At 66.5% G+C, this 24,426-nt stretch carries 28 protein-coding genes; 10 read left to right on the forward strand and 18 right to left on the reverse strand.

Features of this window, described 5'->3' with window-relative positions:
• The first annotated feature begins 102 nt into the window (after positions 1-102).
• The gene (locus ACWV8V_RS01545; protein WP_455898766.1) at positions 103-2,166 is read left to right on the forward strand and encodes a prolyl oligopeptidase family serine peptidase; all 2,064 of its coding nucleotides are present in this window, start codon (positions 103-105) and stop codon (positions 2,164-2,166) included.
• Positions 2,167-2,302: 136 nt separating this feature from the next.
• Positions 2,303-3,550, forward strand: coding sequence for a DUF819 family protein (locus ACWV8V_RS01550; RefSeq protein WP_455898767.1), 1,248 nt, complete (start codon positions 2,303-2,305; stop codon positions 3,548-3,550).
• 57 nt (positions 3,551-3,607) lie between these two features.
• On the opposite strand, the gene ACWV8V_RS01555 is transcribed toward ACWV8V_RS01550, so the two are convergent.
• The 5 genes from ACWV8V_RS01555 to ACWV8V_RS01575 are packed head-to-tail and all read right to left on the reverse strand — an operon-like array spanning position 3,608 to position 6,643.
• On the reverse strand, positions 3,608-4,093 hold the full coding sequence (locus ACWV8V_RS01555; protein WP_455898768.1) for a hypothetical protein: 486 nt from the start codon (positions 4,091-4,093) through the stop codon (positions 3,608-3,610).
• 47 nt (positions 4,094-4,140) lie between these two features.
• Positions 4,141-4,401: a cell division topological specificity factor MinE gene (minE, locus tag ACWV8V_RS01560; protein ID WP_017355894.1), complete on the reverse strand. Its 261-nt coding sequence runs from the start codon at positions 4,399-4,401 to the stop codon at positions 4,141-4,143.
• A 2-nt stretch (positions 4,402-4,403) separates the two neighbouring features.
• Positions 4,404-5,213 carry a septum site-determining protein MinD gene (gene minD / locus ACWV8V_RS01565; RefSeq protein WP_088432112.1) on the reverse strand — a complete coding sequence of 270 codons (810 nt, stop codon included), beginning with the start codon at positions 5,211-5,213 and terminating at the stop codon, positions 4,404-4,406.
• Positions 5,214-5,248: 35 nt separating this feature from the next.
• Positions 5,249-6,031 carry a septum site-determining protein MinC gene (gene minC, locus ACWV8V_RS01570; protein ID WP_259261344.1) on the reverse strand — a complete coding sequence of 261 codons (783 nt, stop codon included), beginning with the start codon at positions 6,029-6,031 and terminating at the stop codon, positions 5,249-5,251.
• Positions 6,032-6,046: 15 nt separating this feature from the next.
• Positions 6,047-6,643 (reverse strand): GNAT family N-acetyltransferase, encoded by a 597-nt coding sequence (locus ACWV8V_RS01575; protein WP_259261345.1) that lies wholly within the window; start codon positions 6,641-6,643, stop codon positions 6,047-6,049.
• A 139-nt stretch (positions 6,644-6,782) separates the two neighbouring features.
• Between ACWV8V_RS01575 and ACWV8V_RS01580 the strand changes: the two genes are divergently transcribed.
• The 5 genes from ACWV8V_RS01580 to ACWV8V_RS01600 all read left to right on the forward strand — a co-directional run bounded on the left by ACWV8V_RS01580 (position 6,783) and on the right by ACWV8V_RS01600 (position 11,164).
• Positions 6,783-7,979: a sensor histidine kinase gene (locus ACWV8V_RS01580; protein ID WP_455898769.1), complete on the forward strand. Its 1,197-nt coding sequence runs from the start codon at positions 6,783-6,785 to the stop codon at positions 7,977-7,979.
• Positions 7,979-8,620, forward strand: coding sequence for a response regulator (locus ACWV8V_RS01585; RefSeq protein ID WP_019184539.1), 642 nt, complete (start codon positions 7,979-7,981; stop codon positions 8,618-8,620). Before ACWV8V_RS01580 ends, ACWV8V_RS01585 begins: the two co-directional genes overlap by 1 nt.
• A gap of 313 nt (positions 8,621-8,933) precedes the next feature.
• Positions 8,934-10,013 (forward strand): polyketide cyclase, encoded by a 1,080-nt coding sequence (locus ACWV8V_RS01590; protein ID WP_259261347.1) that lies wholly within the window; start codon positions 8,934-8,936, stop codon positions 10,011-10,013.
• 103 nt (positions 10,014-10,116) lie between these two features.
• The gene (locus tag ACWV8V_RS01595) at positions 10,117-10,488 is read left to right on the forward strand and encodes a DUF423 domain-containing protein (RefSeq protein ID WP_259261348.1); all 372 of its coding nucleotides are present in this window, start codon (positions 10,117-10,119) and stop codon (positions 10,486-10,488) included.
• Position 10,489: 1 nt separating this feature from the next.
• Positions 10,490-11,164 carry a DNA-3-methyladenine glycosylase family protein gene (locus ACWV8V_RS01600; protein ID WP_259261349.1) on the forward strand — a complete coding sequence of 225 codons (675 nt, stop codon included), beginning with the start codon at positions 10,490-10,492 and terminating at the stop codon, positions 11,162-11,164.
• A 15-nt stretch (positions 11,165-11,179) separates the two neighbouring features.
• On the opposite strand, the gene ACWV8V_RS01605 is transcribed toward ACWV8V_RS01600, so the two are convergent.
• The 6 genes from ACWV8V_RS01605 to ACWV8V_RS01630 all read right to left on the reverse strand — a co-directional run bounded on the left by ACWV8V_RS01605 (position 11,180) and on the right by ACWV8V_RS01630 (position 15,160).
• Positions 11,180-11,989, reverse strand: coding sequence for a M15 family metallopeptidase (locus ACWV8V_RS01605; RefSeq protein WP_455898770.1), 810 nt, complete (start codon positions 11,987-11,989; stop codon positions 11,180-11,182).
• Positions 11,990-11,998: 9 nt separating this feature from the next.
• Positions 11,999-12,556 carry a PH domain-containing protein gene (locus tag ACWV8V_RS01610; protein ID WP_455898771.1) on the reverse strand — a complete coding sequence of 186 codons (558 nt, stop codon included), beginning with the start codon at positions 12,554-12,556 and terminating at the stop codon, positions 11,999-12,001.
• The gene (locus ACWV8V_RS01615) at positions 12,553-13,845 is read right to left on the reverse strand and encodes an alpha/beta fold hydrolase (RefSeq protein WP_455898772.1); all 1,293 of its coding nucleotides are present in this window, start codon (positions 13,843-13,845) and stop codon (positions 12,553-12,555) included. Before ACWV8V_RS01615 ends, ACWV8V_RS01610 begins: the two co-directional genes overlap by 4 nt.
• 1 nt (position 13,846) lies before the next feature.
• Positions 13,847-14,026, reverse strand: coding sequence for a DUF4177 domain-containing protein (locus tag ACWV8V_RS01620; protein ID WP_123728652.1), 180 nt, complete (start codon positions 14,024-14,026; stop codon positions 13,847-13,849).
• On the reverse strand, positions 14,023-14,202 hold the full coding sequence (locus ACWV8V_RS01625; RefSeq protein ID WP_046272204.1) for a hypothetical protein: 180 nt from the start codon (positions 14,200-14,202) through the stop codon (positions 14,023-14,025). Before ACWV8V_RS01625 ends, ACWV8V_RS01620 begins: the two co-directional genes overlap by 4 nt.
• A gap of 88 nt (positions 14,203-14,290) precedes the next feature.
• Positions 14,291-15,160 (reverse strand): SPFH domain-containing protein, encoded by an 870-nt coding sequence (locus tag ACWV8V_RS01630; RefSeq protein WP_346468885.1) that lies wholly within the window; start codon positions 15,158-15,160, stop codon positions 14,291-14,293.
• A gap of 131 nt (positions 15,161-15,291) precedes the next feature.
• Here ACWV8V_RS01630 and purT point away from each other — a divergent pair, with 131 nt between their 5' ends.
• A complete protein-coding gene (purT, locus tag ACWV8V_RS01635) occupies positions 15,292-16,479 on the forward strand; it encodes a formate-dependent phosphoribosylglycinamide formyltransferase (protein ID WP_455898773.1) in 1,188 nt (395 codons plus the stop codon).
• A gap of 269 nt (positions 16,480-16,748) precedes the next feature.
• Here purT and ACWV8V_RS01640 read toward each other — a convergent pair whose 3' ends face one another.
• Together ACWV8V_RS01640 and ACWV8V_RS01645 are read right to left on the reverse strand one after the other, a co-directional pair.
• Complete coding sequence (locus tag ACWV8V_RS01640; protein ID WP_455898774.1) at positions 16,749-17,954, reverse strand: endonuclease/exonuclease/phosphatase family protein; 1,206 nt, start codon at positions 17,952-17,954, stop codon at positions 16,749-16,751.
• Between the two features lie 37 nt (positions 17,955-17,991).
• Positions 17,992-18,747: an arginyltransferase gene (locus ACWV8V_RS01645; protein ID WP_259261356.1), complete on the reverse strand. Its 756-nt coding sequence runs from the start codon at positions 18,745-18,747 to the stop codon at positions 17,992-17,994.
• 154 nt (positions 18,748-18,901) lie between these two features.
• On the opposite strand from ACWV8V_RS01645, the gene ACWV8V_RS01650 reads away from it, so the two are divergent.
• The gene (locus ACWV8V_RS01650) at positions 18,902-19,507 is read left to right on the forward strand and encodes an EF-hand domain-containing protein (RefSeq protein ID WP_455898775.1); all 606 of its coding nucleotides are present in this window, start codon (positions 18,902-18,904) and stop codon (positions 19,505-19,507) included.
• Between the two features lie 58 nt (positions 19,508-19,565).
• Here ACWV8V_RS01650 and ACWV8V_RS01655 read toward each other — a convergent pair whose 3' ends face one another.
• From ACWV8V_RS01655 to ACWV8V_RS01670, 4 genes are all read right to left on the reverse strand, one after another.
• Positions 19,566-20,774 (reverse strand): sigma-70 family RNA polymerase sigma factor, encoded by a 1,209-nt coding sequence (locus tag ACWV8V_RS01655; protein WP_455898776.1) that lies wholly within the window; start codon positions 20,772-20,774, stop codon positions 19,566-19,568.
• A gap of 86 nt (positions 20,775-20,860) precedes the next feature.
• Positions 20,861-21,370: a DUF2007 domain-containing protein gene (locus tag ACWV8V_RS01660; protein WP_259261359.1), complete on the reverse strand. Its 510-nt coding sequence runs from the start codon at positions 21,368-21,370 to the stop codon at positions 20,861-20,863.
• 1 nt (position 21,371) lies between these two features.
• A complete protein-coding gene (gene tesB / locus ACWV8V_RS01665; RefSeq protein WP_088432131.1) occupies positions 21,372-22,280 on the reverse strand; it encodes an acyl-CoA thioesterase II in 909 nt (302 codons plus the stop codon).
• An 88-nt stretch (positions 22,281-22,368) separates the two neighbouring features.
• Positions 22,369-23,148: an enoyl-CoA hydratase/isomerase family protein gene (locus tag ACWV8V_RS01670; protein WP_455898777.1), complete on the reverse strand. Its 780-nt coding sequence runs from the start codon at positions 23,146-23,148 to the stop codon at positions 22,369-22,371.
• A 34-nt stretch (positions 23,149-23,182) separates the two neighbouring features.
• On the opposite strand from ACWV8V_RS01670, the gene ACWV8V_RS01675 reads away from it, so the two are divergent.
• Positions 23,183-23,626: a copper chaperone PCu(A)C gene (locus ACWV8V_RS01675; RefSeq protein WP_455898778.1), complete on the forward strand. Its 444-nt coding sequence runs from the start codon at positions 23,183-23,185 to the stop codon at positions 23,624-23,626.
• Between the two features lie 33 nt (positions 23,627-23,659).
• Here the strand turns inward: ACWV8V_RS01675 and ACWV8V_RS01680 are convergent, their stop codons facing one another.
• Entirely contained in the window at positions 23,660-24,373 is a 714-nt protein-coding gene (locus ACWV8V_RS01680; RefSeq protein ID WP_259261361.1) for an enolase, read from the reverse strand.
• Positions 24,374-24,426: the final 53 nt, after the last annotated feature.

Genomic DNA, 24,426 nt, shown 5'->3' on the forward strand with positions numbered 1-24,426 from the left:
TCGTTTCTGCGGCTCGCCCATCCCCCTGCATGACCGATGGCCTTTGCATGGGCGGCCCCTGCGGCCCTACCATCGGCGTTTTGCCGTTCCGCGGAGACCCCGATGAAACTTCGTTACGCCCTGCTGCCGTTGTGCCTGCTGACCGCGATGCCCTCGCTGGCGGCCACGCGTGGCCTGGATGTGCGCGACATGATCGCGCTGGATCGGGTTTCCAGCCCGCTGCTGACCGCCGATGGCGGCAACGTGATCTTCGCCAAGCGCGTGGTCGGCACCGACAGCAAGGCCAGCACCGGCCTGTACATCCGCAACCTGCGCACGCGTGACCTGGCCCCGCCCAAGCCGCTGACCCCGGCGGGTTGGAACGTCAATTCCGCTGCGCTGTCGGCCGATGGCCAGACGGTGTACTTCCTGAGCGCCAAGAACGGCAGCCAGCAGCTCTACGCGCAGCCGACCACCGGCGGCACGCCGCGCCAGCTGACCGACTTCCCGGTCGATGTGGACAGCTTCCACGTCTCCCCGCAGGGCGACCGCGTGGCCTTCAGCAGCGGCGTGTTCCAGGACTGCGGTTCGGACCTGGCCTGCACCAGCAAGAAGCTGGACGCGCACAAGGCACGCAAGAACACCGGTGAAGTCTTCGACACTCTGTTCGTGCGCCATTGGGACACCTGGGCCGATGGCCGCCGCAACACGCTGTTCGTGGCGCCGCTGCCGGCAGGCAAGGCCGCCGCGGTGAAGGGTGCTTCGGCGATCAGCGCGACGCTGGCCGGCGATGCACCGTCCAAGCCGTTCGGCGGCAATGACGACTTCACCTGGTCGCCGGATGGCAAGAGCGTGGTCGCCGCGATCCGCGTGGCCGGCAAGCAGGAGCCGTGGTCGACCAACTTTGATCTGTACCGCCTGGACGCCGAGGGCAAGCAGGCGCCGGTCAACCTGACCGCGGCCAACCCGGCTTGGGATGCCGGCCCGGTGTTCAGCGCCGACGGCAAGACCCTGTACTACCGCGCCATGAAGCGCCCGGGCTTCGAAGCGGACCGCTTCGGCCTGATGGCGATGGACGTGGCCACCGGCAAGACCCGCGAGATCGCACCGAAGTGGGATCGTTCGGCCGGCGAGATCGTGCTGTCCGGTGACGGCACGCTGATCTATACCAGTGCCGACGACATGGGCGAGCACCGTCTGTTTGGCGTCGACATCGCCACCGGTGAGGCCGAGGTCGTGGCCGACGGCGGCAGCATCGGCTCGCCGGTGATCGCCGGGACCACCTTGGCGTACACCAGGAACAGCCTGAAGAGCGGCGATCAGATCATCGTGGCCGCCTTCGATGGTGCCAACCCGCGCGAGATCACCCCGAGCGCCGGTGAGATGCTGCCCGACGTCGCCTTCGGCGATTACGAGCAGTTTCAGTTCAAGGGCTGGAACAACGAGACCGTGCACGGTTACGTGGTCAAGCCGTACAACTACCAGGAAGGCAAGAGTTACCCGGTCGCGTTCCTGATCCACGGTGGCCCGCAGGGCAGCTTCGGCAACGGCTGGAGCTACCGCTGGAATCCGCAGACCTACGCCGGCCAGGGCTACGCGGTGGTCATGATCGACTTCCACGGCTCCACCGGCTACGGCCAGGCCTTCACCGATGCGATCAGCCAGCACTGGGGCGACCGCCCGCTGGAAGACCTGCAGAAGGGCTGGGCCGCGGCACAGAAGCAGTACCCGTTCCTCAACGGTGACAAGGCGTGCGCCCTGGGCGCCAGCTATGGCGGCTTCATGGTCAACTGGATCGCCGGCAACTGGAACGAGCCGTGGAAGTGCCTGGTCAATCATGACGGCGTGTTCGACCAGCGCATGATGGGCTACGCCACCGAAGAGCTGTGGTTCACCGAGTGGGAGCAGGGTGGCACGCCGTACGAGAAGGCCGCCAGCTACGAGAAGTTCAACCCGGTCAACCACGTGGCCGACTGGAAGAAGCCGATCCTGATCGTGCACGGCCAGCTCGACTACCGCATTCCGGTGGAGCAGGGCCTGGCCGCGTTCACCGCTGCGCAGCGCCAGGGCATCGAGTCCAAGTTCCTGTACTTCCCGGATGAGAACCACTGGGTGCTCAAGCCGCAGAACAGCGTGCAGTGGCACGACACCGTCAACGGCTGGTTGAAGCAGCACATCGGTGACTAAGCCGGTTTGAAGCGCCGCCCCCAGGGGCGGCGCTTTTTCATCGCTAGTGCCGGCCGCTGGCCGGCATCTGCACCGCGCTTTCAGTATTCATGAGGTTGCCGGCCCGCGGCCGGCACGACCCAGGCACCCCATCTCCGTGAAAGCACCTGCCCTGATCCAGAACGACATCGTCGTCTTCGGCCTGATCGCCGCCACCCTCGGTGCCGTGTTCTGGACCGCCTCGCGCGAGCAGGGGCTGTGGAAGCGTTTCTACACCTACGTGCCTGCCTTGCTGCTGTGCTACATGATTCCGGGCGTGTACAACACGGTCGGTCTGATCGACGGCCAGAACACACAGCTCTACAACCCGGTCGCCCGTGACATCCTGCTGCCCGCTGCCCTGGTGCTGCTCACCCTGGCCGTGGACATCAAAGGCATCCTGCGGCTGGGCCCGAAACTGATCGTGATGTACCTGGGCGCCTCGCTCAGCATCATGATCGGCGCGGTGGTCGCGTTCCAGTTGATGAAATGGCTGCATCCGGCCACCGTCGCCGGCGATACCTGGGCGGGTATGGCCGCACTCGCGGGAAGCTGGATCGGTGGCGGCGCCAACATGCTGGCCATGCGCGAAGTGTTCGATGTCAACGCGACCACCTTCGGGCAGTTCGCGGTGGTCGATGTCGGTGTTGGATATGTGTGGATGGCCGTGCTGATCTTCATGGCCGGGCGCGCGGCGAAGATCGACGCACGCAGTGGTGCTGATACCTCCGGCATTGATGCCCTCAAACTTCGCATCGAAGCTTTCCAAGCCAAGCACGAGCGCGTGGCCAGCCTGACCGACCTGATGCTGATCGTCGCCGTTGCCTTCGGCGTGGTGGGCCTGTCGCACGCGATTGCCGGGCCGGTCTCGGCGTGGTTCAAGGGGCATGTCGCCTGGGCCTCGCAGTTCAGTCTGGACGCGCCGTTCGTGTGGGTGGTGGTGATCTCCACCACCTGCGGCCTGGCGTTGAGCTTCACCCGTGCGCGCAATCTGGAAGGCGCCGGTGCTTCCAAGCTCGGCTCGCTGCTGCTGTACTTCCTGATCGCCTGCATCGGCATGCAGATGGACCTGCTGGCGTTGCTGGATCGCCCGTGGCTGTTCCTGCTCGGCCTGATCTGGATCGCGGTGCACATCGTGCTGCTGTGGGCGCTGGCACGCGCGCTGAAGGTGCCGTTCTTCTACTTCGCGATCGGTTCGCAGTCCAACATCGGCGGACCAGCCTCCGCGCCCGTGGTCGCGGCAGCGTTCCATCCCTCGCTGGCGCCGGTGGGCGTGCTGCTGGGCACGATGGGCTACGCGACGGGCACGTATCTGGCGTACATCGTGGGCATCACCCTGCGCGCGATGGCAGGGCAAAGCGGGTAGATCCACGCCATGCGTGGATGCATTGCCACGCGCCCGGGACTGAACGCACGTGCGGATTTACGCAGGAAGAAGGCCGCGTTCGACCAGCCACGCCTTTGCATCTTCCGCATCCTGCTCGAACCACGCCCTCGTCGACCCCAACCGATACGTATACCCCCAAGCATCCATGTCCAGCATCAGGCGGTCGCTGCCCACACCAGGCAGTCTGCCGGCCAGCACGATCTGCAGGTAACAGGTGGCGTCTTCTTCGGGCACCGAATCGGTGGCATCGGTATGCACCAGCGCACGCCGCTCCGGCGGCAGTACGATCAGGTGGCAGGCTTCGTGCAGCATCGAGTGCACGGGGGTGTCGTCGCGGACATACACGTCGCTGCCAATGATGCCGGCTTCGGGTTCGCCCCAATAGCTGCCCGGAATCGGCGCGCCATCGGCCACACGATGCAGGTGCAGATCGTGGGCGGCAAGCAGGGCATGGGCATCGTCGAAACGGATATCGCCGACGCGGGTGACCTGCGGTTCGGCAGTGGGGGCAGCGTCGTTCATGGGTTACCGCTCAACCGCCCCTTCCAAAACGGAAGGGGCGATGTCGATCAGGGCTGCTGCGGGCCTTCCGGCAAGGCGACGGAGATATCGAGCACATCGTGCTCGCCGTCCTTGACCAGATCGACCTTGACCGCATCAGCGTCGATGTTGACGTACTTCTTGATCACTTCCAGCAGCTCGCGCTGCAGCAGGGGCAGGTAGTCCGGGCCGCCGCGGTGGCTGCGTTCCTGCGCGATGATGATCTGCAGGCGGTTCTTGGCCGTTTCGGCAGTGGTCTTCTTTCGGTTCAGGAAATCGAACAGTCCCATGCTTACCCTCCGAACAGCTTGCTGAAGAAGCCTTTCTTCTCCACGGTGGTGAAGCGCATCGGACGCTCTTCGCCAAGGATGCGGCCCACCGCATCTTCGTATGCCTGGCCCGCCGCCGATTCGGGGTCCAGAATGACCGGCTCGCCCTTGTTGGACGCATTGAGCACGTCGCCCGATTCGGGCACCACGCCAATGGCCTTCAGGCCCAGCACTTCTTCCACGTCGGTGATGCTGAGCATCTCGCCACTTTCCACCCGTACCGGGCTGTAGCGCGTGAGCAGCAGGAAGGCGGGCACGTTCTTGCCGGATTCGGCCTTGTGGGTCTTCGAATCGAGCAGACCGATGATGCGGTCCGAGTCGCGCACCGAGGACACTTCCGGGTTCACCACCACGACCGCACGGTCGGCGTAGTACATCGCCAGGAACGCGCCCTTCTCGATACCGGCCGGCGAGTCGCAGATGACGTACTCGAAGCCGTCGGCGATGAGATCGTCGAGCACCTTGCGTACGCCTTCCTGGGTCAGCGCGTCCTTGTCGCGGGTCTGCGAGGCAGCCAGCACGTACAGGTTGTCGAAGCGCTTGTCCTTGATCAGGGCCTGCTTGAGGGTCGCTTCGCCGTGCACGACATTGACGAAGTCGTACACCACGCGGCGCTCGCAGCCCATGATCAGGTCCAGGTTGCGCAGGCCGACGTCGAAGTCGATCACCGCCACCTTTTTGCCACGACGTGCCAACCCGCAGGCCAGGCTGGCGCTGCTGGTGGTCTTGCCGACGCCGCCCTTGCCGGAGGTGACTACGATGATTTCAGCCAAAGGATTTCTCCTGATTCTTCTGTTTGGGGGCTGCGTCAGTCCAGCGCAGCGATCTTGATCTGGTCCTGTTCCAGCCACACCTGCACGGCCTTGCCGCGCAGGGAGTCCGGAACATCGTCCAGTACCTTGTAATGGCCGGCGATGGCGACCAGTTCAGCGTGGAATTCACGGCAGAAAATACGCGCCGTGGTGTTGCCTTGGGCACCTGCCAGGGCACGGCCCCGCAGCGTACCGTAGATGTGGATGCTGCCGTCGGCGATCACTTCGGCGCCCGCGCCGACGGTGGCCATGACGGTCAGGTCGCAGTTTTCCGCGTACAGCTGCTGGCCCGAACGGACGTTGGCGGTCTGCATGCGGCCCGGCTTGGGCGCGCCGCCGGTGGCCTCAGCGCTGGGCGCCGGCGCCGCAGGCACGGCAGCGGCGGCGCGCGCACGGCGCGGCGGCGGTTCGGCGACCGGCAGGGGCGCAGGGGCCGGCTCGGCCTCGGCGCGCTCGTACTGGGCGCGGAACTTGGCCAGCAGCGGCAGGCCGAGCTGCTGCGAGAGCAGGTCGGTTTCGGTGGTGCCATAGGCCAGCGCCACCGGCAGCACGCCGGCCTTGCGCAGGCCGTCCAGCAGCGCCTTGGCGGTCGCCACGTCCGGCATCTTGCTGAGCCCGCCGAAATCCAGGATCACGGCCGCACGCCCGAACAGCTTCGGCGCACGCGCCACACGTTCCTGCATTTCACGGGTGAGGCGGTCGACGTCGAGGGTGCGGATACGCAGATTGGCGATGCCGACCTGGCCGATCTTCAGTTCGCCGGCCTGTTCAAAATCCATGTTCGCTGCCACCGATCAGGTCCCCGTCTGCTGCTGGACGCGCAGCGGCTCGCGGCGATGGCCCACCCAGGGCACATCCGGCAACTGGTCGCCGTAGGTGTCGTGCACCCACTGGTAACTGCACAGGTCCTTGAGCAGCATGCTGGCACGCACGTCCACGTGGGCCATGGTGTTCTGCCCGACTTCGCGGAAGCCGAAGCTGCCGTGGAAGAGCAGGGCGGCATCGGCACCGTGGTCCAGGAAGACCTCGCAGGTCAGCTGCGGGTAGCGCAGCTCGGCGTAGCTCTGCGCATCGGCATAGAACGCACGGCCGACGCCACCGCCGCGACGGCGGCTGGCGACCACGATGCGGTCGATATAGAAGAATTTGCTGCCCAGTTGCGATTTGAACCAGGCGAAGTTGCTGCTGTCGTGCTGGCTGTCGCTGCCGAAGCCGATCAGGAAACCGGCCAGGTTGCCGTCGCGCTCGGCGACGCGGAAATACTCAGCGCTTTCATAGAACAGACGCAGGCGGGCAGCATCCAACGGCAGGATGGCCAAGCCGGCATTGTTGTTCAGGGCCAGGACGGAATCGAGCTCGTGCTCGCGCACGTCGCGGATGACAATCGACATTGTGACTCCGTGGGGTAACGCGGTTGGCCCATCGAGGGGCCGTTCGGTCCGATTATTGCATGGGTGGCCTCCCCCCGCGAGCCGACAGGCATGACTTCTGTGGGAGTGCAGGGGAACAGGTTCAGCCTACTATGCGTCCATGTTGGGATACCTCAGCCACACCCGAGTACTGCGACTGGCCGGCCTGTTCACCTGGGTCATGGTCGGACTCCCTCTGGTTTATTCACAGTACGAAGCACTGCTGCGCCGCGGCGGTGGCGTCGATGCCTGGGCGCTGTGGTTGTTCGCCGCGTACCTGGCCTTCGGTGCCGGCTACTTCTGGCTGACCCGCGGGCTGCGCAACGGCGGCCATTCGCGCTGGTACGACCGGGTCATGCTGGTGCTGCTCACCGCCTCGGCGCTGGGCGTGAGCTATCTGAGCGGCTCGGGGCTGGGCAGCATCCTGATGATGGTCGCTGCCGGCGTCATTCCGTGGATGCTGCCCGTGCGTGGTGGCGTGATCTGGCTGCTGCTCAGCCAGCTGGCGGTGCTGCCGGTGTACTACCTGATCCTGCGCATGCCGCTGTTCGAAGCGCTGATGCAGTCGCTGCTGTACGGCGGCTTCTCCATGTTCATCTTCGTGACCAGCCTGGTCGCGCGCCAGCAGACCGATGCCCGGGAAGAGCAGCGCCGGCTCAATACCGAGCTGCGCGCCACCCGTGTACTGCTGGCCGAGAGCGCCCGCGTCAATGAGCGCACCCGCATCTCGCGCGAGCTGCACGACCTGCTGGGCCACCACCTGACCGCCCTCAGCCTCAACCTGGAGGTGGCGGGCCACCTGACCGACGGCCAGGCCCAGGAACACGTGCACCAGGCCCACACCCTGGCCAAGCTGCTGCTGACCGACGTGCGCGAGGCGGTCAGCCAGCTGCGCGACAGTGGTGCCATCGATCTGGCCGCGGCCCTGCGCCCGCTGACCGAGCAGGTGCCCTCGCTGGAAATCCACCTGGACATCGATGAGCCACTGAGCGTGGAAGACCCCGAGCGCGCGCATGTGCTGCTGCGCTGCACCCAGGAAATCATCACCAATGCGGTGCGCCACGCCGGCGCACGCAACCTGTGGATCAAGGTCCGGCGCGAGCCGCCGGGCATCGTGGTGCTGGAGGCGCATGATGATGGGGTCGGCGCGGACGGCATCGTGGTCGGCAATGGATTGCGCGGGATGCGCGAGCGGCTGCAACAATGCGGTGGTGAGCTGCAGATCGAAACCCGCCGGGGTCAGGGCTTCCGCCTGCGCGCCTCGGTACCCGGCGTGCCAGTATTGATGCTGACCGCTGTCATTGAAGGAGTGCGTTGATGATTCGCGTCTGCCTGGTCGACGACCAAACCCTGGTGCGGCAGGGAATCCGCTCGCTGCTGGCGCTCGATGACGGTATCGAGGTGGTCGCCGAGGCCGCTGATGGCCGCCAGGCAGTCGAGGTGGTTCCGCAGGTCCGCCCGGACGTGGTCCTGATGGACATGCGCATGCCGGTGATGTCCGGGCTGGAGGCGCTGCAGATGCTCTCGCGGCTGAACCAGCTGCCGCCGACCATCATCCTGACCACCTTTGATGACGATCAGCTGGTGCTGGCGGGGCTGAAGGCCGGGGCGAAGGGCTACTTGCTCAAGGATGTGACCCTGGATCAGCTCGTGGGCGCGATCCGCACGGTGGCCGATGGCGGTTCGCTGGTGCAGCCGGCGGTCACCCAGCGGCTGCTGTCGGGCCTGGAGCACATGCGCAACGAGTTCGTGAGCCTGGACCGGCCGGACCCGTTGACCGACCGTGAGACGGAGATCCTGCGGCTGATGGCCAGTGGCTTCTCCAACAAGGAGATCGCCAATTCATTGGGCGTGGCCGAAGGCACCATCAAGAACCACGTGTCCAACATCCTGTCCAAACTGGGGGTGCGCGACCGCACCCGGGCGGTGCTCAAGGCCTTCGAGCTGCAGCTGGTCTGAGCCGGTGGACCCGTCGGCGGCCTTCGGGCGGTCGCGGGTTCGCAGGTAATTTCTGAATTCCGCGAAACCCTTGCAGCGCAAGCGATACAAGGGGGTTTACGGGTCCAGCGGCCGAATCCGGCAAAGAAATATTGCCCATACGCTACGTGCTGACACGCGCGATGCGTTATCTTTCCGCTCCTTGTCTATGCAAAACCGCTGCCGACATGGAAACCGGTGTGCCAACCCTGATCAACAACACCGGCGAAGCCTGCTAGGATTGGCGCTTCGCTTCAATCAACCCGGCCGTGGGATCGGCCCCGGAGACTCCTGAATGACCCGTATTATCGAGTTCCTGATCGCCTTGGGGATCGTGGCTGGCCTGTTCGTCATCATTGGCGTATGTCTGCCGGGCGAGCGCCATATTTCCGAAAGCATCGAGACCAACCGCAAGATGACGATCGTGTACGACACGGTCAACAGCCTGCGCCGCTTCAAGGACTGGAACCCGCTCTTGCTGCGCGATCCCGCCGTTGAACTGAAGCACTCCGGCCCGGCTGCCGGTGTCGGCGCACGCCTGGACTACACCTCCAAGGAAGGTTCCTTGGGCCAGGGTAGCTGGGTGATCACCGAGTCCGAGCAGAACAAGCACGTTGCCATCGCCATCGAGGACCAGACCAAGGGCCACGACAAGGTGACCAACTTCACCCTCGAGCCGACCGGCAAGGGTGGCCGCAACGTCAAGATCACGCAGGACTACAGCGTCAAGTACGGGTTCAACCTGTTCGGTCGTTACGCTGGCCTGTACGTCAGCCGTCACGCCGGTGACGACCTGAAGCTCGGTCTGTCGCGCATGGCCAACATGCTGGCCACCGTGCCGAACGTGGACTACCGCACCGCCGAAGCCCCGCTGACCGATCTGGCCATCGTGGACGTCCCGGCCGAGGACCTGCTGGTCGTCACCGCCGGCAACGTGGACCGCGGCCAGGAGACCATCACCAAGTCCATCAAGGACAACCAGGAGTGGATCAAGCGCGTCATGGAGGCCAACGACCTCGAAGCCGCCGGTCCGTTCCGCATCATCACCACCGATTTCGGCGCCGAGAAGTACGCCTTCGACGTGGCCCAGCCGGTCAAGAAGAAGGGTACTGAAGCCGCGACGGCCGAAGCCCTGACGGTGAAGATCGACGATGGTGCACCGGTCAAGTACGTGCATGTGGCGCCGCATCGTTCGGCCCACGCGGCCTACACCGGCCACATGGCCGGCCTGGACATCGCCCGTAACGCCCTGCGTGCGTGGTCGGTGACCGGCGGCAACGAAGTGATCGATCGTCCGTACGAGTCCTGGAAGGACGGCGTGGACAAGTCGTTCACTCCGGAAGGCACGTACGACATCTACTGGGCCGTCAAGTAATCCGACGGTTGCCGTGATGTAACGCACGACCTGAAACGCGCCGCTTCCTGCGGCGCGTTTTTTTTTGGCTCCGGCCACGGAACACTGGCTGAAGGATGCAAGCATGCTCAACCTGGAAAGACGCACGCGCAAACCCTCCCTGCTGGCTGGCCTGGGCGGCCTGCTCGCGGCCACGGCGGTGGGCCTGTCGGCCTACGCCTCCCATGGCATCGCCGACCCGCTGGCGCAGTCGCATGTGACCACCGCGGCGCTATACGCGTTCGGGCACGGTGTGGCCTTGGCCGTACTCGGCCCGACCCAGCAGAACACGCTGGGCCGGCTGGCCCTGTATGTGCTGCTGATCGGCACGCTGCTGTTCTCCGGCAGCCTGGTGGCAGGCGCGCTGTGGAAGCTCAGCACCCAGCTGGCACCGATCGGCGGCACGGCCCTGATGGTGGGCTGGCTGGCCTACGGGCTGAATGCGCTGAAGCGCTGACATGCCCCGTTACCGCCGTGGCTTCGATGTCGATCAGGCGCATGACTGGCTCAGCCGGCGCGACCGGCGGCTGGGCACGTGGATGAAGCGGCTTGGCCCCATCCAGGCGCAGCCGGGTTGGGCAAAGACCTTCGACCCGGTCGATGCGCTGGCACGGGCGATCCTGTTCCAGCAGCTCAGCGGCAAGGCCGCCTCGACCATCGTCGGGCGGGTGGAGACCGCCATCGGCAGCCCCCGGCTGCACGCCGATACGCTGGCGCGCATCGATGATGCCGGGCTGCGGGTCTGCGGGGTCTCGGGCAACAAGGCGCTGGCGCTGCGAGACCTGGCGCGTCGCGAGGCGGCGGGCGAGATCCCCGACCTGCGTCGGATGTCGGTGATGGACCACGACGCGATCATCGACGCGCTGGTCCCGATCCGCGGCATCGGCCGCTGGACGGTGGAGATGATGCTGATGTTCCGGCTCGGTCGCCCGGACATCCTGCCGGTGGACGACCTCGGTGTCCGCAAGGGCGCCCAGCGCGTGGACAAGGCCGAGCGGATGCCGACCCCGAAGGAACTGCTCGCCCGCGGCGAGAAATGGGGCCCGTTCCGAACCTACGCGAGCCTGTACCTGTGGCGGATCGCAGATTTCACAGTGGATCCGAAGACGACGACCAACCGCTCGCAGGGGTGAGGCGGCTCGCGCCGGTCAGGGCGTGGGGTGTCGCCAGCACCAGTGCCACGGTTCGTAGACAATCCCATGCGGGTTGTCGCGCGGGTAGCTCAGCTGGAAGCCGAAGCGGCCCGCATGCTCGGCCAACCACGCGAACGCGGCAGTCGACTCGAACGATTCTTCCGCCGGCGGTTCGCCGGGTGTGCCGATATCCAGCGCGTAGCCGCTGTGGTGCTCGCTGTAGCCCGGCGCGGCGTTGACCTTGAGGATCTCCTCCACGCTCAGCCCGCGGTTGCGTTTGCGCGCGAATATCCCGAGTTGGTAATCGTGGCTGCGGTAGCCGGAGATCGCATCCAGGGCGATGCCATCGGCAGTGGCCCGCGCGCGCAGGCGTTGCCAGCTGCGCGCGGCGTCACGCTGCAGCCAGAGTGGCCGCCGGTAGCGGTCGAAACCGGCCAGGTGCAGCTGAGCCGGTTCGGCTTCCAGCGCCAGACCGGTCGCGGCCTCGTAAGCATCGGCATCAATCCCGAGGGTTTCGAGGCGATGCTGCAGTCCACTCAGGGGCAGCACCGCATCGGGCGCGCTGCCACGGCGGCGATCCAGCAGCTGGCGGTCCAGCGCATCCAGTGCCTCCTCGATGCCCGGCTCGCGCATCAGGCGCGGCACCAGCGGCAATACGCCGTGCGGAGTGGCCACGGCGAGGTATCGCCCATCGCGTTTGCGCCGCAGGACCCACTGCGCACGGGCCAGGGCGCGTGCGTCGGCGGAGCTGCGCGCACGCAGCAGGCCGCCGGGCCACAGGTCGATCTCGGCGGTATTGATCAGCAGGGCAGGGGATCGGCGCATGTCACCAGCTTAGTGCGCGCGCGGCGGTCCGGCCAGCGCCTGCAGGGCATCGAGCAGTGCACGTGGGCGCTCCGGGCTGATCACCAGGGCGCTGCCATCGCGCAGCGGCACGTACAGCACGCGGCTGCTGTCGGTGATCAGGCAGAACGCCTTGCTGCGATCGGCCATGCGGTAGTGCCCGGACTGAAAGCCAGGTACACCGTAGCCGTTGGTCTTGATCGAAGGCTTGTACCGGCCATGCTCGGCGAAGTCGACGATACGCGCCTCGTCCAGCCGCATCGCGCTGACCGGCACGCGCTTGCGGTAGAAGGTCGACAACACCTCCAGGGCGTCCTCATGCAGCACGATGCGACGCCGGCTGTAGGCCCAGGTCAGTACGGCTGCCAGCACGGCCAGGAAAGGCAAGGTGATCATCAGCTCGGTGTGCGAAGGCTCCGGTGCGTCCAGCGCGGTGCCGACCATCAGGCCAGCGACGAGCAGTAGCGGAATCCACAGCCAGAGCAACCGCCAGGCCGGCGCCGGGGCGACCTCGATGCTGCGTGGTAGAGCGGAACTGCGCGGGCTCATGATCGCTCCTTGATCCAGCGGGCAACATCGTCGATCAGCTGCGGCAATACATGGCCGGGGCTGGCGTATTCCTCCAGGGTGCCTGGGCCTTGCCCGGCGATGCCGAGGTGGTTGAGGCTGGGGTAGTCGCGGAAGGTGACAGATCGCTGGCGCGACAGGCCGCGTTTCCACAACTGCCAATCCGTATCGATCACCTGGATGTCGCGGCCGGCCTGCAACAGCAGGATCGGTTGCTTCAAGGCGCGCGCATCGGCGACCGGATCAACCTCTTCAAAGGCGCGCCAGTAGGCGGCCGGCAGGCCCAGGGGCAGGTCCTTGGCCGGCACGTCGGCAGTGCCACGTGCGGCGGCGATCTGTGCATCGAGCGTGTCCAGGAAGGCCTGCTCCTCCGCACTGATCTGGCCCCGCAGCCCCAGCAGATAGTGGTTCTGCTCCGGCAACAGCGTCAGCAGTGAGCGCGCCGGTGCCGACCACAGGATCAGACCGGCCACCTTGTCCGACCGCTGTGCGATACGTGGCGCCAGCATGCCGCCCTGGCTGTGACCCATGACGTACAGGTGACCTGGGTCGATGCCAGGTGCGCCGGCCATTGCGTTGATCGCGGCAACGGCATCGTCAGTGGTCTCATCGTCCATGGTGAAATCCCGGCCGACGAAGTCCTGCGGGCGCACCTTCGTACGCTTGTCGTAGCGCAGCACCGCGATGCCCTGCGCCGCCAGGCCGCGCGCCACGTCCAGGAACGGGCGATTGGGGCCGACGGTTTCATCGCGATCCTGCGGGCCGGAGCCGTGCACCAGCACGACGGCGGGGAAGAGGCCGCGGCCGGTCGGCATCGCCAGTGTTCCCGGCAGTGCGCCGGTCGCGGTGGGGACCTCGAACGAGGATTCGCGATAGGGCGCATCGGCCGGCGGCGCGGGCGCGGCTGGTGCCGCCGCAGGTTTGAACATCAGGCCCGCCACGCGCTGCTGCGCGTCCACCACGATCTGCGCATCGAGCGCGCCCTTGGCGAACGTCAGGGGCACGACGACGAGGGTCATGTCCTCGTGCGTGCTGGAACGTGCGGTCCCGCGCTCGCGAAGCTCGCCCAGCGACTGCCAGATGGACCGGAGTTGCGCGGCCGGAACGGCCTTGGCCATCTCTGGCGTGAACATCGCCTCGGCGGCGGCTGTCCTGTCTGCCTGGAGGTGATCCAGCAATGCGCTCGCCGTCTGTTCCGGTGACGCGGCGTGGACGATGGTGCTTGCGCACACCATCAAGAGGGTTGATGCCCAGCGTGTCAGTGCGCGCATCTCAATCCTCCTTCTTGAAGATCAGCAACGCCGTATTGAGGGGCGGTGCGAAGACAAGGTTGACCAGTTCCCAGCCCAGGTTGCCATGCCGGGTCAGCTCGTCCTGTATGTCTTTGGGTTTCACAATACCCATCATGCCCGGCTTTACTTCAACGGTCAGGTAGCTCCAGCGCCTGCTCATGATTTGCTCTCCTTGTCGGTGGTGGGTCTGGGAAGGCGTCCGGCCTTGCGCAGTGCATCACGCAGCACGTATTCGATCTGCGCATTGAGGCTGCGCAGTTCGTCGTCGGCCCAGCGCTGCGCCGCCGCCAGAACGTCGGCATTGATACGCAGCGGGTACGCTTTCTTTTCGGTCATGCGGGGGTCCTTTATCTACACCCCGTGCCGTCCCCTCGGCGCCGGGTTGCGTTGGCAGGTGCCGACCCTGGGTCGGCACGCTGGTGCATCAATACAGCGAACCGGCGTTGACCACCGGCTGGGTGCCACGGTCCGAACACAGCACAGTCAGCAGGTTGCTCACCATGTGCGCCTTGCGCTCTTCATCGAGCTGGACCACGCCGTTCTTCTGCAGTTCGGCCAAGGCCATTTCGACCATGCCGACCGCACCAGCGACGATCCGCGTGCGTGCAGCGATGACGGCGTTCGCCTGCTGGCGCTGCAGCATGGCCTGGGCGATTTCCGGGGCATAGGCGAGGTGGCTGATGCGCGCATCGATCACCTGCACGCCGGCATCGGCCAGGCGCTCGGCCAGCTCGTCCTTGAGGTGCTGGGAGATCTCGGCGGCATGGCTGCGCAGCGACAGCTGGCCTTCTTCGTGCTGGTCATACGGATAGCTGGTCGCCATCGCGCGCAGCGCCGATTCGGACTGGATGTGCACGAAGCTCTCGTAGTCATCCACGTTGTAGACAGCTTCGGAAGCATCCACCACCTGCCACACGATCACCGCGGCGATCTCGATCGGGCTGCCGTCCAGCTCGTTGACCTTGAGCTTGCCGCTCTCGAAGTTGCGCACGCGCTGGCTCACCTTGACCTTGGTGAAGAACGGGTTGTTCCAGCGCAGGCCGTTCTCCTTGACGGTGCCGACGTACTTGCCGAACAGGCTGACGACCACGGCCTGGTTGGGCTGCACCGTATACAGGCCGACCAGGCTGAGCAGGGCGGTGGTGGCCAGCAGGAGGCTGCCGATGATCAGCGCCGGGTTGCGGTTGCCCTTGTCCACCCCGACCACGAACATCCACACCGCCACCGCGGTCAGGGCCAGCACCAGCAGCAGGAAGGGCAGGCCGGACAGCGAGCGGATCGACTTCTCTTTCATGGCGGGGCGTCCTTGGGTAGTTGATTGGAAGATATCAAATTGATATCAGTCCGCAAGTGCCGGGAAGGCCGGTCATGGAGGGGGCGCAGCGGCTAAAATGCCCTCCCGCCCCTGTTGCCCGGAACACCGCCATGTCCACGCTCGGTACGCCGCTGTCTCCTTCCGCCACCCGTGTGCTGCTGCTGGGGTCCGGTGAACTTGGCAAGGAGGTCGCCATCGAACTGCAGCGGCTGGGGGTGGAGGTGATCGCCGCCGACCGCTATGCCGACGCGCCGGCAATGCAGGTGGCGCACCGCTCGCACGTGATCGACATGCTCGACGCGATGGCGCTGCGCGCGCTGATCGCACTGGAGAAGCCGCATCTGGTGGTGCCGGAGATCGAGGCGATCCATACCGAAACGCTCGTCCAGCTGGAACAGGAACAGGGCCTGCGTGTGGTGCCCACCGCGCGTGCCGCACGCCTGACCATGGACCGTGAAGGCATCCGCCGGCTCGCCGCGGAGACGCTGAGCCTGCCGACCTCACCGTACCGTTTCGTTGATACCGACGCCGAGTACCGTGCGGCGGTCGCTGCGATCGGGCTGCCGTGCGTGGTCAAGCCGGTGATGTCCTCCTCGGGCAAGGGCCAGAGCACGCTGCGCCAGGACGCCGACATCGCGCCGGCCTGGGAGTATGCGCAGACCGGTGGCCGCGCCGGTGCCGGGCGCTGCATCGTGGAGGGCTTCATCGATTTCGAGTACGAAATCACGCTGCTGACCGTGCGTCATGCGGGCGGGACCTCGTTCTGTGCGCCGATCGGGCACTGGCAGAAAGACGGTGACTACCGCGAGAGCTGGCAGCCGCAGCCGATGTCGCCGCGCGCGCTGGCACGGGCGGAGGAGATTTCGCAGGCGATCACCGACGAACTGGGCGGCTGGGGGCTGTTCGGGGTCGAGTTGTTCGTGAAGGGCGACGAGGTGTGGTTCAGCGAGGTGTCGCCGCGTCCGCACGACACGGGCCTGGTGACGTTGGCTTCGCAGGAGTTGAGCGAGTTCGCGCTGCATGCGCGGGCGATCCTGGGGCTGCCGATTCCGGTGATCCGCCAGAGTGGTCCGTCGGCGTCGTGTGCGCTGCTGGCGCACGGCGAGGGGGTGCCGTTCTTCAGCAATGTGGCCGCGGCGCTGGTGCAGCCGGATTCGGCGCTGCGGTTGTTCGGCAAGCCGAGCGTGCATGGGCATCGCCGGGTGGGGGTGACGTTGGCGCGCGGTGCGGATATCGATGCTGCGCGGAAGATTGCGCGTGAGGCGGCTGAGGCTATCGGGATCGAGTTGCGGTCTTGAGCCGGGTTTGGCCGACGCAGAAGCCGAAGCTGGCGCCTTGGTTGCTGTCGGTGTGAGGCGATCGGGCAGCCCGATGCAGGACACGCCGTAAACCCATCCCTGGGGGCTCGTAGTGCGGCATCCATGCCGCACACGGTCCTTCATCGGGCTGCCCGATCACCTCTTCGCGGAGGGTCGGTTAGGCGGATCCAACGGCGGGGCAGAAAATGGCAGGACAAACAAACGGCGAGCCTTGGCTCGCCGTTTTTTCGTTGAGAGCGACGCGGGTCTTACTTCAGGTCGACCCATACGAGGTGGTGATCGCTGCCGTCGGCGATTTTTGCTTCCGGGGTGTCATTGGACGGCCAGAACACGCCGCTGCCGATGTAGTTGAAGCCGACCGAGGGCAGGACGTAGTCCAGGCGCATGGTGCCGGATTTCGGGCCGAAGTCGCCGGTGGCATGGAAGGGCGCGCCTTTGCGGGTGATGCCTTTCTCGGCGTAGGCCAGGCTGGTCTGCTCGGCGCCGACGCTGCGCGGGGTGGGGTAGCGCAGGACGCGGGGGTTTTCGATCAGTTCGAGGATGGCCTCATGGCGGCCGTCGCCGTCGACCGGGTCGTTGTTGAGGTCGCCGAGGATGACGAAGCGCGCGTCCTGCGCGAGGCCGCCGCAGTGGCCGCGGTCATCGCAGAGCCATGAGGTGTCGCGGTCCTTGAGGTAGTCCTGCCACAGGCGCAGTTCGTCGTGGTTGCGGGCGGCGTTGCGCTTCTCCGGGCCGTCGAAGACCGGTGGGGTCGGGTGCGAGACCAGGGCGTGCACGGTGCCGCTCGGGGTGGTCACCGGCACGTCCCAATGCGATTTGGAGGACAGGCGCAGCTGCGACCAGACGTGGTCGTTGTAGAAGGATTTCCCGGTGCGCGGGTCGATCGGGCGCAGGGCGCCGGGCATCGTGCTCCACTTCAGCAGCTGGAAACTGCGGACCTTGGCTTCATCGATCGGGTAGCGCGACAGCACCAGCATGCCGTACTGGCCCGGGTGCAGGCCGTAGCCCCAGGCATCGTTGCCACGGGCGCGGCCTTCGCCACCGATCTCGCCGTTGTTGTCCAGGTCCAGTCCGCTCTGCACGCCGGTGTTGACCGGGGCGAGGTAGCGATAGGCGTAATGCAGCGGTTCACCGCCGCCCGGCTGGGCGGCTTCCAGGTAGCGCTTCTGGAAGAGATCAGCGGCGCGATGGGCGTCGTCGTAATCGAACTCGTTGAGCAGGACCAGATCCGGGCGGACCTGCTGCAGGACGGCGGCAATCTTGCGCGCGTGTTCGCTGTCGCCTTCGAGCTCGGCGATCAGCCCGCCGGTCTCGTCGCTGTACAGGGAGGTGTTGTAGGTGGCGATCCGCAGCGGTGCGGAGGCGGTATCCGGCATGGCGGCGGTCTTGGCAGGGGTCTGGGCGCAGGCGCCGCAGAGCAGGGCCAGGGCAAGGATCAGGGGATGGGCTTTCATCCGCCTATTTTGCACCCGGCGCGGTGTCAGTGATGCGTCAGCGGCCGTCCAATTCGTCATCGAAGGCGTGCCAGCGGCGGCCGTCATAGGCCTCCAGCGGGCGGAACCGGCGCTTGTAGTCCATCTTGCGGTGGTCGCGGATCCAGTAGCCCAGGTACAGGTGCGGCAGCTGCCCGCGCTGGGCCCAGGCGATCTGCTGCAGGATCGCGAAGGTGCCCAGGCCGCGATGGGCCTGGTCCGGATCGAAGAAGGTGTAGACCGCCGAGAGTCCTTGCGGGGTCACATCGGTCACGGCGACCCCGAGCAGCGGGCCGCGATGGCCGTCCTCGCCCGGGGCGCGGATTTCGATGAAACGCCCCTGCGACCAGCGCCCGATCAGGAACTGGTCGAACTCGTGCGGGCCGTGCTCGTCCATGCCGCCCTGCGCGTGCCGGTGGGACAGGTAACGGTGGTACAGCGCGAACTGCTCTTCGGTCTGTTCGGCCGCGACGATACGCACTTCCAGATCGGCATTGCGGGCCAGGCAGCGGCGCTGGCTGCGGTCCGGTGCGAAGCGGGCCACGGGGATGCGCACGGCCACGCAGGCGTGGCAGTCCGCGCAGTGCGGGCGGTAGACCAGATCACCGGAACGACGGAAGCCCCAGCCCAGCGCCATCGGGTACAGCGTGCCCAGGCGCGGGTCGTTGGGGTCGAGCACCAGATCGCGCGCGGCCCGTTCCGGCCAGTAGCCACAGGGGTGGTCACCGGTCTGGAACAGTCGCAGCTCGTCGTCGCGGTCGCCGTGTATTGCCATGCCTACAGCATAGCCCCGTGCCGTCGCAGCCGGCGCGACTGTCTGCCACATGAACATGGCCGGCCGGGCTGTCAACGCCTCCCGCGTCCACGCGTTGTTACCGGTGTGGGTGCCACGCACCGCACGCAGTTTCCCTTACGAACCGGAGTTACCCATGCGCAACCGCAAATCCCTCCTGCTGCTGGCCCTGCTGCTGTCCACCGGTGCTGCCGGCCTGGCGGTCGCCGCCGATACCCCCGCCGCCGCCGACAAGCCTGCCCGCGCCAAGCTGGACACCAATGGCGATGGCTTCATCGACCGCACCGAGGCGGCCAAGTCGCCGCGTCTGGCTGCGCAGTTCGACACGCTGGATGCCAACAAGGACGGCAAGCTGTCCCGTGAGGAACTGCCGCGCTGGCACGGCAAGCGCCATGGGCGTGGCCCGGGTGGGCATGGTGACTGGATGGCCAAGCTGGACACCAACAAGGACGGCCGCATCAGCCGCGAGGAGGCCAAGGCCGACCCGCGCCTGGCCGCGCGCTTCGATGAGATGGACGTCAACAAGGATGGCTATCTGGACAAGGCCGACCGCGAGCTGCGCATGAAGCAGCATCGTGATGCCTGGTTTGCCGCGGCCGATACCAACAAGGATGGCCAGCTGAGCAAGGCCGAGTTCGATGCTGCCAAGGGGCCGTTCGGTGGCCCGCGTGGCGATCATCGCGATGGCAAGCATCGCGACGGCAAGCCGCCGATGCCGCCGAAGGCACCGGCCGCGAAGTAAGCCGTACGAAGGGGTTGCACGAGAAAAGCGCCGGTCATCGACCGGCGCTTTTCGTCCATCAGATGGGGCCGTTCTTGTACATCGCCCAGACGATGGTGCCGACCACCAGCAGATTCATGACCCACAGCGCTTTGGGGCCGTACAACGACTGGTATTTCCAGTTCGCCCCGGTGCGCCCATGGCGGGCCGCATCGCGCGCGATCATCGGCGCCATGATCCGCTGCAGCGGGACCAGGCACTGATAGTTGACGACGCCCAGGCCGATCGCCAGCGCCACGGCTGGCCAGTACCAGGCCAGGGGCAGGAAGCCCAGGGCGAATACGCCCATGCAGACCAGCATCGCAGTGAAGGTGCTGTAGTGGACGAACCTGCGGATCGCTGCGCGCTCACTTTCGTTCTCGGCATACGAGAGCAGATAACGGCCGCCCAGGTAGCTGCCCAGCACGCCGCCGACCATGCTGCCGATGATCGCGCCCCAGGCGAGATCCGGCGGCAACACGTTCGTCTGGCTGGCCGCGGCCGTCAATGACCCCATTGCGGCACCGCCGGAGACACTGGCACCGCCCAGACCGAGCTTGCCGGTGCCCAGTCCGGTGCCCAGCAGGATCGCAGCACTGGCCGTGCCCGGGGCGGCGACCAGCACCATCGATACGACGGTCGTGGCGAAGGCGGCACTCGGCGCGCTGCTGCGGGCAAAGTCGCTGAAGCGACGCAGCATCTCCTCACGCACGGTGGCACGTGCACGCGACAGGCGCTTTCGCACGGCGGCATCACTGAGCCCGAGCAGATCTGCGACCTGCTGCGAACTCTGGCCTTCGCGGTAATAGAGCAGCAGGGTTTCGCGGCTGTCTTCCGGCAGCGCCGAGATGATGTCTTCGGCGGCCAGTTCTTCCTCTACCCGTTGCAGATGATCCGGGGCACTCGGGCTGGGGTCGGCGGCCATGTTGATGGCGATCTCGGCGGCCTCACCGGACAGCGGGCGGCCGCGGTTGGCGCGCAGCCAGTCACGGGCGAGGTTGCGGGTGATCTGGCGCAGCCACGGCAGGAAGCTGGCGTGGTTGTGCAACTGGTTGAGCTGCTGCCAGGCCTTGATGAAGGCTTCCTGCGCGATGTCCTCGCTGGCGTGCACGTCACGGGTGATCGCCAGTGCGATCGCGGTGACCGTGTTCTGGCAGGCCAGCACGATGCGGCCATATGACTGCTGGCAGCCGCCTGCGGCAGCAGGCAGCTCGCGTTCGAGCGTGATGGTCAGCGGATGCGTCGTCATGATGTCCTCCCCCGGGGATGGTCCCATCATGACGCGTGCCGGCCCCGGATGTGACCGGGCAGCCGGCCAGCGGCCGGCACTACCCATTATTGGGTGGGCTGGATCCGGACCCGCACTTCCTCTTCTTCCGGCGGGGTGGCTGCCGGTGGGGTCGGCGACGCCGTCGGCTGCACGGCCGGTGCCGGTGCGGGCGCCACGACCGGGGCGCCGCGGTGGCGCATGACCACCACCATCGCCACGGCGGCGATCACCAGCAGCAGGCCGATGCGGATGCGCCAGGCCCAGTTGCGTGGTGCGTCGTTCTGGGCGACCTCATCGCGGAACGCGAACTGCGCGGTCGGGTGGTCGCGCCGGGTGGTTTCCAGCAGGCGTGCATCGCGCAGGATCTCGCGGGCGCGCGGCTGGTCATCGGCATGCACCACCCACAGGGTCGGGTGGGTAGTGGCCTTTTCCTTGTCCAGATAGCTGAACTGGCTGCCGCGCTTGCTGTGGTACGAGCGTCCGTTGGTGATGCGCACTTCGATGCCGGCGTCGCGCAGCAGCTGGGCCACGCCTTCGACGGTTTCTACGCGCTGGCTGTTGAAGATTTGTCTCATGTCAGTCCTTGGCCGGTACGGCGGCGGCCGCGGCACTGTCGTCGACCACGCGGATCAGGCCTTCCTGCGCGGTACTGGCGACCAGGATGCCGTTGCGGGTGAAGAACTGGCCACGCGCCAGGCCACGCGAATCCTGCGCGCTGGGGCTGTCCAGCGAGTACAGCAGCCAATCGTCGGCGCGGAACGGGCGGTGGAACCAGATCGCATGGTCCAGCGAGGCCATCTGCACATGCGGCTGGTAGTAGCTGATGCCGTGCGGGAAGGTCGCGGTGCCGAGCAGGTGGAAATCCGAGGCGTAGGCGAGCAGCGCCTGATGCAGCTCCGGGGCATCGCCGACGGTCTCGTTCAGGCGCAGCCAGACCTGGTGGTACGGCGGGCGCTTGGGCGGGTTGAGTTCGTCACGCGGGTACACATGGCGGAACTCGAACGGGCCGCCGCGCGAGAGCCAGCGCTGCACCTTGATCGGCAGACGATCCAGGACGGCCTGCGGCAGTGGCTGGTTCGGCTCGATGTCCTCCGGCTGCGGCACTTCCGGCATCTTGTGCTGGTGCTCGGCACCGGTCTCGGCCTGCTGGAACGAAGCGGCGCAGAAGAAGATCACCTTGCCGTGCTGGATCGCGGTGACCCGGCGCACGGAGAAGCTGCCGCCATCGCGGGTGCGATCCACGTCATAGACGATCGGATGGTCGATGTTGCCGGCGCGCAGGAAGTAGGCGTGCAGCGAATGCACGTGACGGCCGTTCTCGACCGTCTTCTGGGCGGCCGACAGCGCCTGGCCCAGCACCTGGCCGCCAAAAACGTACTTGGTGCCGATATCGCGGCTCTGGCCGCGGAACAGATTGTCTTCCAGGCGTTCGAGCGAGAGCAGGTCGATCAGCTCGGAAACGACGGGTTCGTGCGTGGCGGACAAGGGAAGCAACCTGGGGTGGGCGAACGCAAATTATAGGGTAGTGCCGGCCCATGGCCGGCACTACCGGGGCGTTGGCGTTTGCCGGGCTTCAGGCCTTGCCCAGCCTGGCCACCAGCCCCTGCAGCGCCTGCTGGGCGTCCGGGGCGTACCAGGCCTCGATGAAGCGATCCAGCTGGATCAGGTCGGCGTGCAGAGCCTCGTGAAGATCGGCACGGGCGATCGCGCGGGTCAGCAGCATCGGCTGGCGCGGCAGCGTGAGCAGGCCCTGCAGCCAGGCCACGGCACGGGCGACCACCAGATTGGCGTCGACCACTTCATCGACCAGCCCGATCTGCAGCGCACGCTCGGCCGGCACCATTTCGCCGCCGACCAGCAGGGTGGTGGCCCGATGGTGGCCGACCACGCGGCGCATCAGGCGCTGGATGCCCTCCGGCGCGACCAGCCCGACCTGCACTTCGTTCAGGCCGATCACCGTGGGATGGGCGGCATCGGGGCTGCGGGCGATGATCCGGTAGTCGCAGCACAACGCGAGCACGCAGCCGCCGGCCGGGGCGTGCCCGGTCATGGCGGCAACCACCGGCACGCGGCATTCGGCCAGGGTGCGCACGGCGCCGAAGAAGGCCTGCCAGCTGTCCAGCAGCTTGTGTTTGTCATCGCCGTGGCCGAGCAGGTGCGGCACGTCCATGCCGGCGCTGAAGATGCGCTCGCTGCCGGACAGCACGATGCCGTGCACGTCATCGGACATGGCCTGGTTGATTGCGTGGATCAGGTGCCGGCACAGCTCGGTGTCCAACGCGTTGACCGGTGGCCTGGCCAGCCGCAGTTCGCGGATGGGGCCATGGTTGATCACCTCGATGAGCGTCGTCATGCTGCAGTCTCGTTGCGGACAGGGAACGAAGCCGATGATAACCAAACCATTCGTGTGCGTATTGTTGGGGCTGTGTGCGTTCGCAACATCAGCCGTGGCCGCAGCGCCGGTCTGTGTGTCACTGCGCGATGGTTGGGTACGTTTGCCGCCGGGCGCGATGCCGATGGCGGCCGGCTACGGCCAGATCCGCAATGACTGCCGCGAGGCGGTGGTGGTGGTCGCTGCCGGCAGCAAGGCGTTCGGCGATGTCTCGCTGCACGAAACCACGCTGGTCGACGGCGTCAGCCGCATGCGCGCGGTGGAACGCCTGCCGATCGCGGCAGGCGCAACGGTCGCGCTCAAACCGGGCGGACTGCATCTGATGTTGATGCAGCCGGAGGTGGTGCTGAAGGAAGGCGCGCAGCTGCCATTGCGGCTGAGCCTGGAAGATGGGCGCAAGGTGGATGGAACGTTGCAGGTGCGCAGCGCGTTGAAGTGAGGATCGCAACGCTGGGCAGCCGGGAACGACCGTCTACGACCAGTCGAAGGAAAACAGCACGGTGCGGCTGTGTGGCTCGTACAGCATCACGATGGCATCTGGGCCTGCCGCGCACCAGTTGTAGCCGGCGACTTCGGCGACCGAGAAGAACGGGTTGCCGTCGCGGCTGATGATGACGCGCTCGGCATCCTCCGGTGCATGCCGGTCGTACGCGGCGGCGGTGAAGGTCAGCGCGAACGCCGCCGGAATCGGCGCGGTTTCAACCCAGTTGCCGTTCGACACCTGTCCGCCCAGCGCGTCAAGATAGGCCTGCTCGCCTGCGCTGCCGTCGCCGTATCGCGAATAGCTGGCCAGGCGGCCATGCGACTGGAAGTAGGCATGCGCTTTGGCGTAGCTCTCCGTCATTTCGGTGACGTGTTTGTCTGCCACCTGATCGCCGAGGAAATAGCCTTCCTCCCCCAGGAATCGCATGCGGTTATCGGCGGTCAGCTCGAATGCGATCCAGTTCGTGCCGGTGAACTCGGTGTGGTGCGCTGCGGTCTCTTCGCCGATGCAGCCTTCATCCGGTTCGATCGGGCACAGCATCGTGGCAATGGTGCCGGTCAGCGCCGGGCGCAATACGCCCAGGTCGATGCTGATCAGTGGCAGCAGATGTCGCGCCAGCCACGGCTGGTCGGCGGTGAATACGTCGGTGGGGAAGGGCGTGAGCCCGGGCCGCAGCGTGCGGATATCGGTCTGGTGAAACATGTCATTCCTTTGCAGGCGAAACGGGCGTGCCGGCCAGCGGCCGGCACGACCTT

Source organism: Stenotrophomonas sp. Ker107b, assembly GCF_053847245.1.

Coding starts and splice junctions, on each gene's coding strand:
- ACWV8V_RS01545 (WP_455898766.1), top strand. CDS start 103: ATGAAACTTCGTTACGCCCTGCTGCCGTTGTGCCTGCTGACCGCGATG.
- ACWV8V_RS01555 (WP_455898768.1), bottom strand. CDS start 4,093: ATGAACGACGCTGCCCCCACTGCCGAACCGCAGGTCACCCGCGTCGGC.
- minE (WP_017355894.1), bottom strand. CDS start 4,401: ATGGGACTGTTCGATTTCCTGAACCGAAAGAAGACCACTGCCGAAACG.
- minC (WP_259261344.1), bottom strand. CDS start 6,031: ATGGATTTTGAACAGGCCGGCGAACTGAAGATCGGCCAGGTCGGCATC.
- ACWV8V_RS01575 (WP_259261345.1), bottom strand. CDS start 6,643: ATGTCGATTGTCATCCGCGACGTGCGCGAGCACGAGCTCGATTCCGTC.
- ACWV8V_RS01580 (WP_455898769.1), top strand. CDS start 6,783: ATGTTGGGATACCTCAGCCACACCCGAGTACTGCGACTGGCCGGCCTG.
- ACWV8V_RS01585 (WP_019184539.1), top strand. CDS start 7,979: ATGATTCGCGTCTGCCTGGTCGACGACCAAACCCTGGTGCGGCAGGGA.
- ACWV8V_RS01590 (WP_259261347.1), top strand. CDS start 8,934: ATGACCCGTATTATCGAGTTCCTGATCGCCTTGGGGATCGTGGCTGGC.
- ACWV8V_RS01595 (WP_259261348.1), top strand. CDS start 10,117: ATGCTCAACCTGGAAAGACGCACGCGCAAACCCTCCCTGCTGGCTGGC.
- ACWV8V_RS01600 (WP_259261349.1), top strand. CDS start 10,490: ATGCCCCGTTACCGCCGTGGCTTCGATGTCGATCAGGCGCATGACTGG.
- ACWV8V_RS01605 (WP_455898770.1), bottom strand. CDS start 11,989: ATGCGCCGATCCCCTGCCCTGCTGATCAATACCGCCGAGATCGACCTG.
- ACWV8V_RS01610 (WP_455898771.1), bottom strand. CDS start 12,556: ATGAGCCCGCGCAGTTCCGCTCTACCACGCAGCATCGAGGTCGCCCCG.
- ACWV8V_RS01615 (WP_455898772.1), bottom strand. CDS start 13,845: ATGCGCGCACTGACACGCTGGGCATCAACCCTCTTGATGGTGTGCGCA.
- ACWV8V_RS01620 (WP_123728652.1), bottom strand. CDS start 14,026: ATGAGCAGGCGCTGGAGCTACCTGACCGTTGAAGTAAAGCCGGGCATG.
- ACWV8V_RS01625 (WP_046272204.1), bottom strand. CDS start 14,202: ATGACCGAAAAGAAAGCGTACCCGCTGCGTATCAATGCCGACGTTCTG.
- ACWV8V_RS01630 (WP_346468885.1), bottom strand. CDS start 15,160: ATGAAAGAGAAGTCGATCCGCTCGCTGTCCGGCCTGCCCTTCCTGCTG.
- purT (WP_455898773.1), top strand. CDS start 15,292: ATGTCCACGCTCGGTACGCCGCTGTCTCCTTCCGCCACCCGTGTGCTG.
- ACWV8V_RS01640 (WP_455898774.1), bottom strand. CDS start 17,954: ATGAAAGCCCATCCCCTGATCCTTGCCCTGGCCCTGCTCTGCGGCGCC.
- ACWV8V_RS01645 (WP_259261356.1), bottom strand. CDS start 18,747: ATGGCAATACACGGCGACCGCGACGACGAGCTGCGACTGTTCCAGACC.
- ACWV8V_RS01650 (WP_455898775.1), top strand. CDS start 18,902: ATGCGCAACCGCAAATCCCTCCTGCTGCTGGCCCTGCTGCTGTCCACC.
- ACWV8V_RS01655 (WP_455898776.1), bottom strand. CDS start 20,774: ATGACGACGCATCCGCTGACCATCACGCTCGAACGCGAGCTGCCTGCT.
- ACWV8V_RS01660 (WP_259261359.1), bottom strand. CDS start 21,370: ATGAGACAAATCTTCAACAGCCAGCGCGTAGAAACCGTCGAAGGCGTG.
- ACWV8V_RS01670 (WP_455898777.1), bottom strand. CDS start 23,148: ATGACGACGCTCATCGAGGTGATCAACCATGGCCCCATCCGCGAACTG.
- ACWV8V_RS01675 (WP_455898778.1), top strand. CDS start 23,183: ATGATAACCAAACCATTCGTGTGCGTATTGTTGGGGCTGTGTGCGTTC.
- ACWV8V_RS01680 (WP_259261361.1), bottom strand. CDS start 24,373: ATGTTTCACCAGACCGATATCCGCACGCTGCGGCCCGGGCTCACGCCC.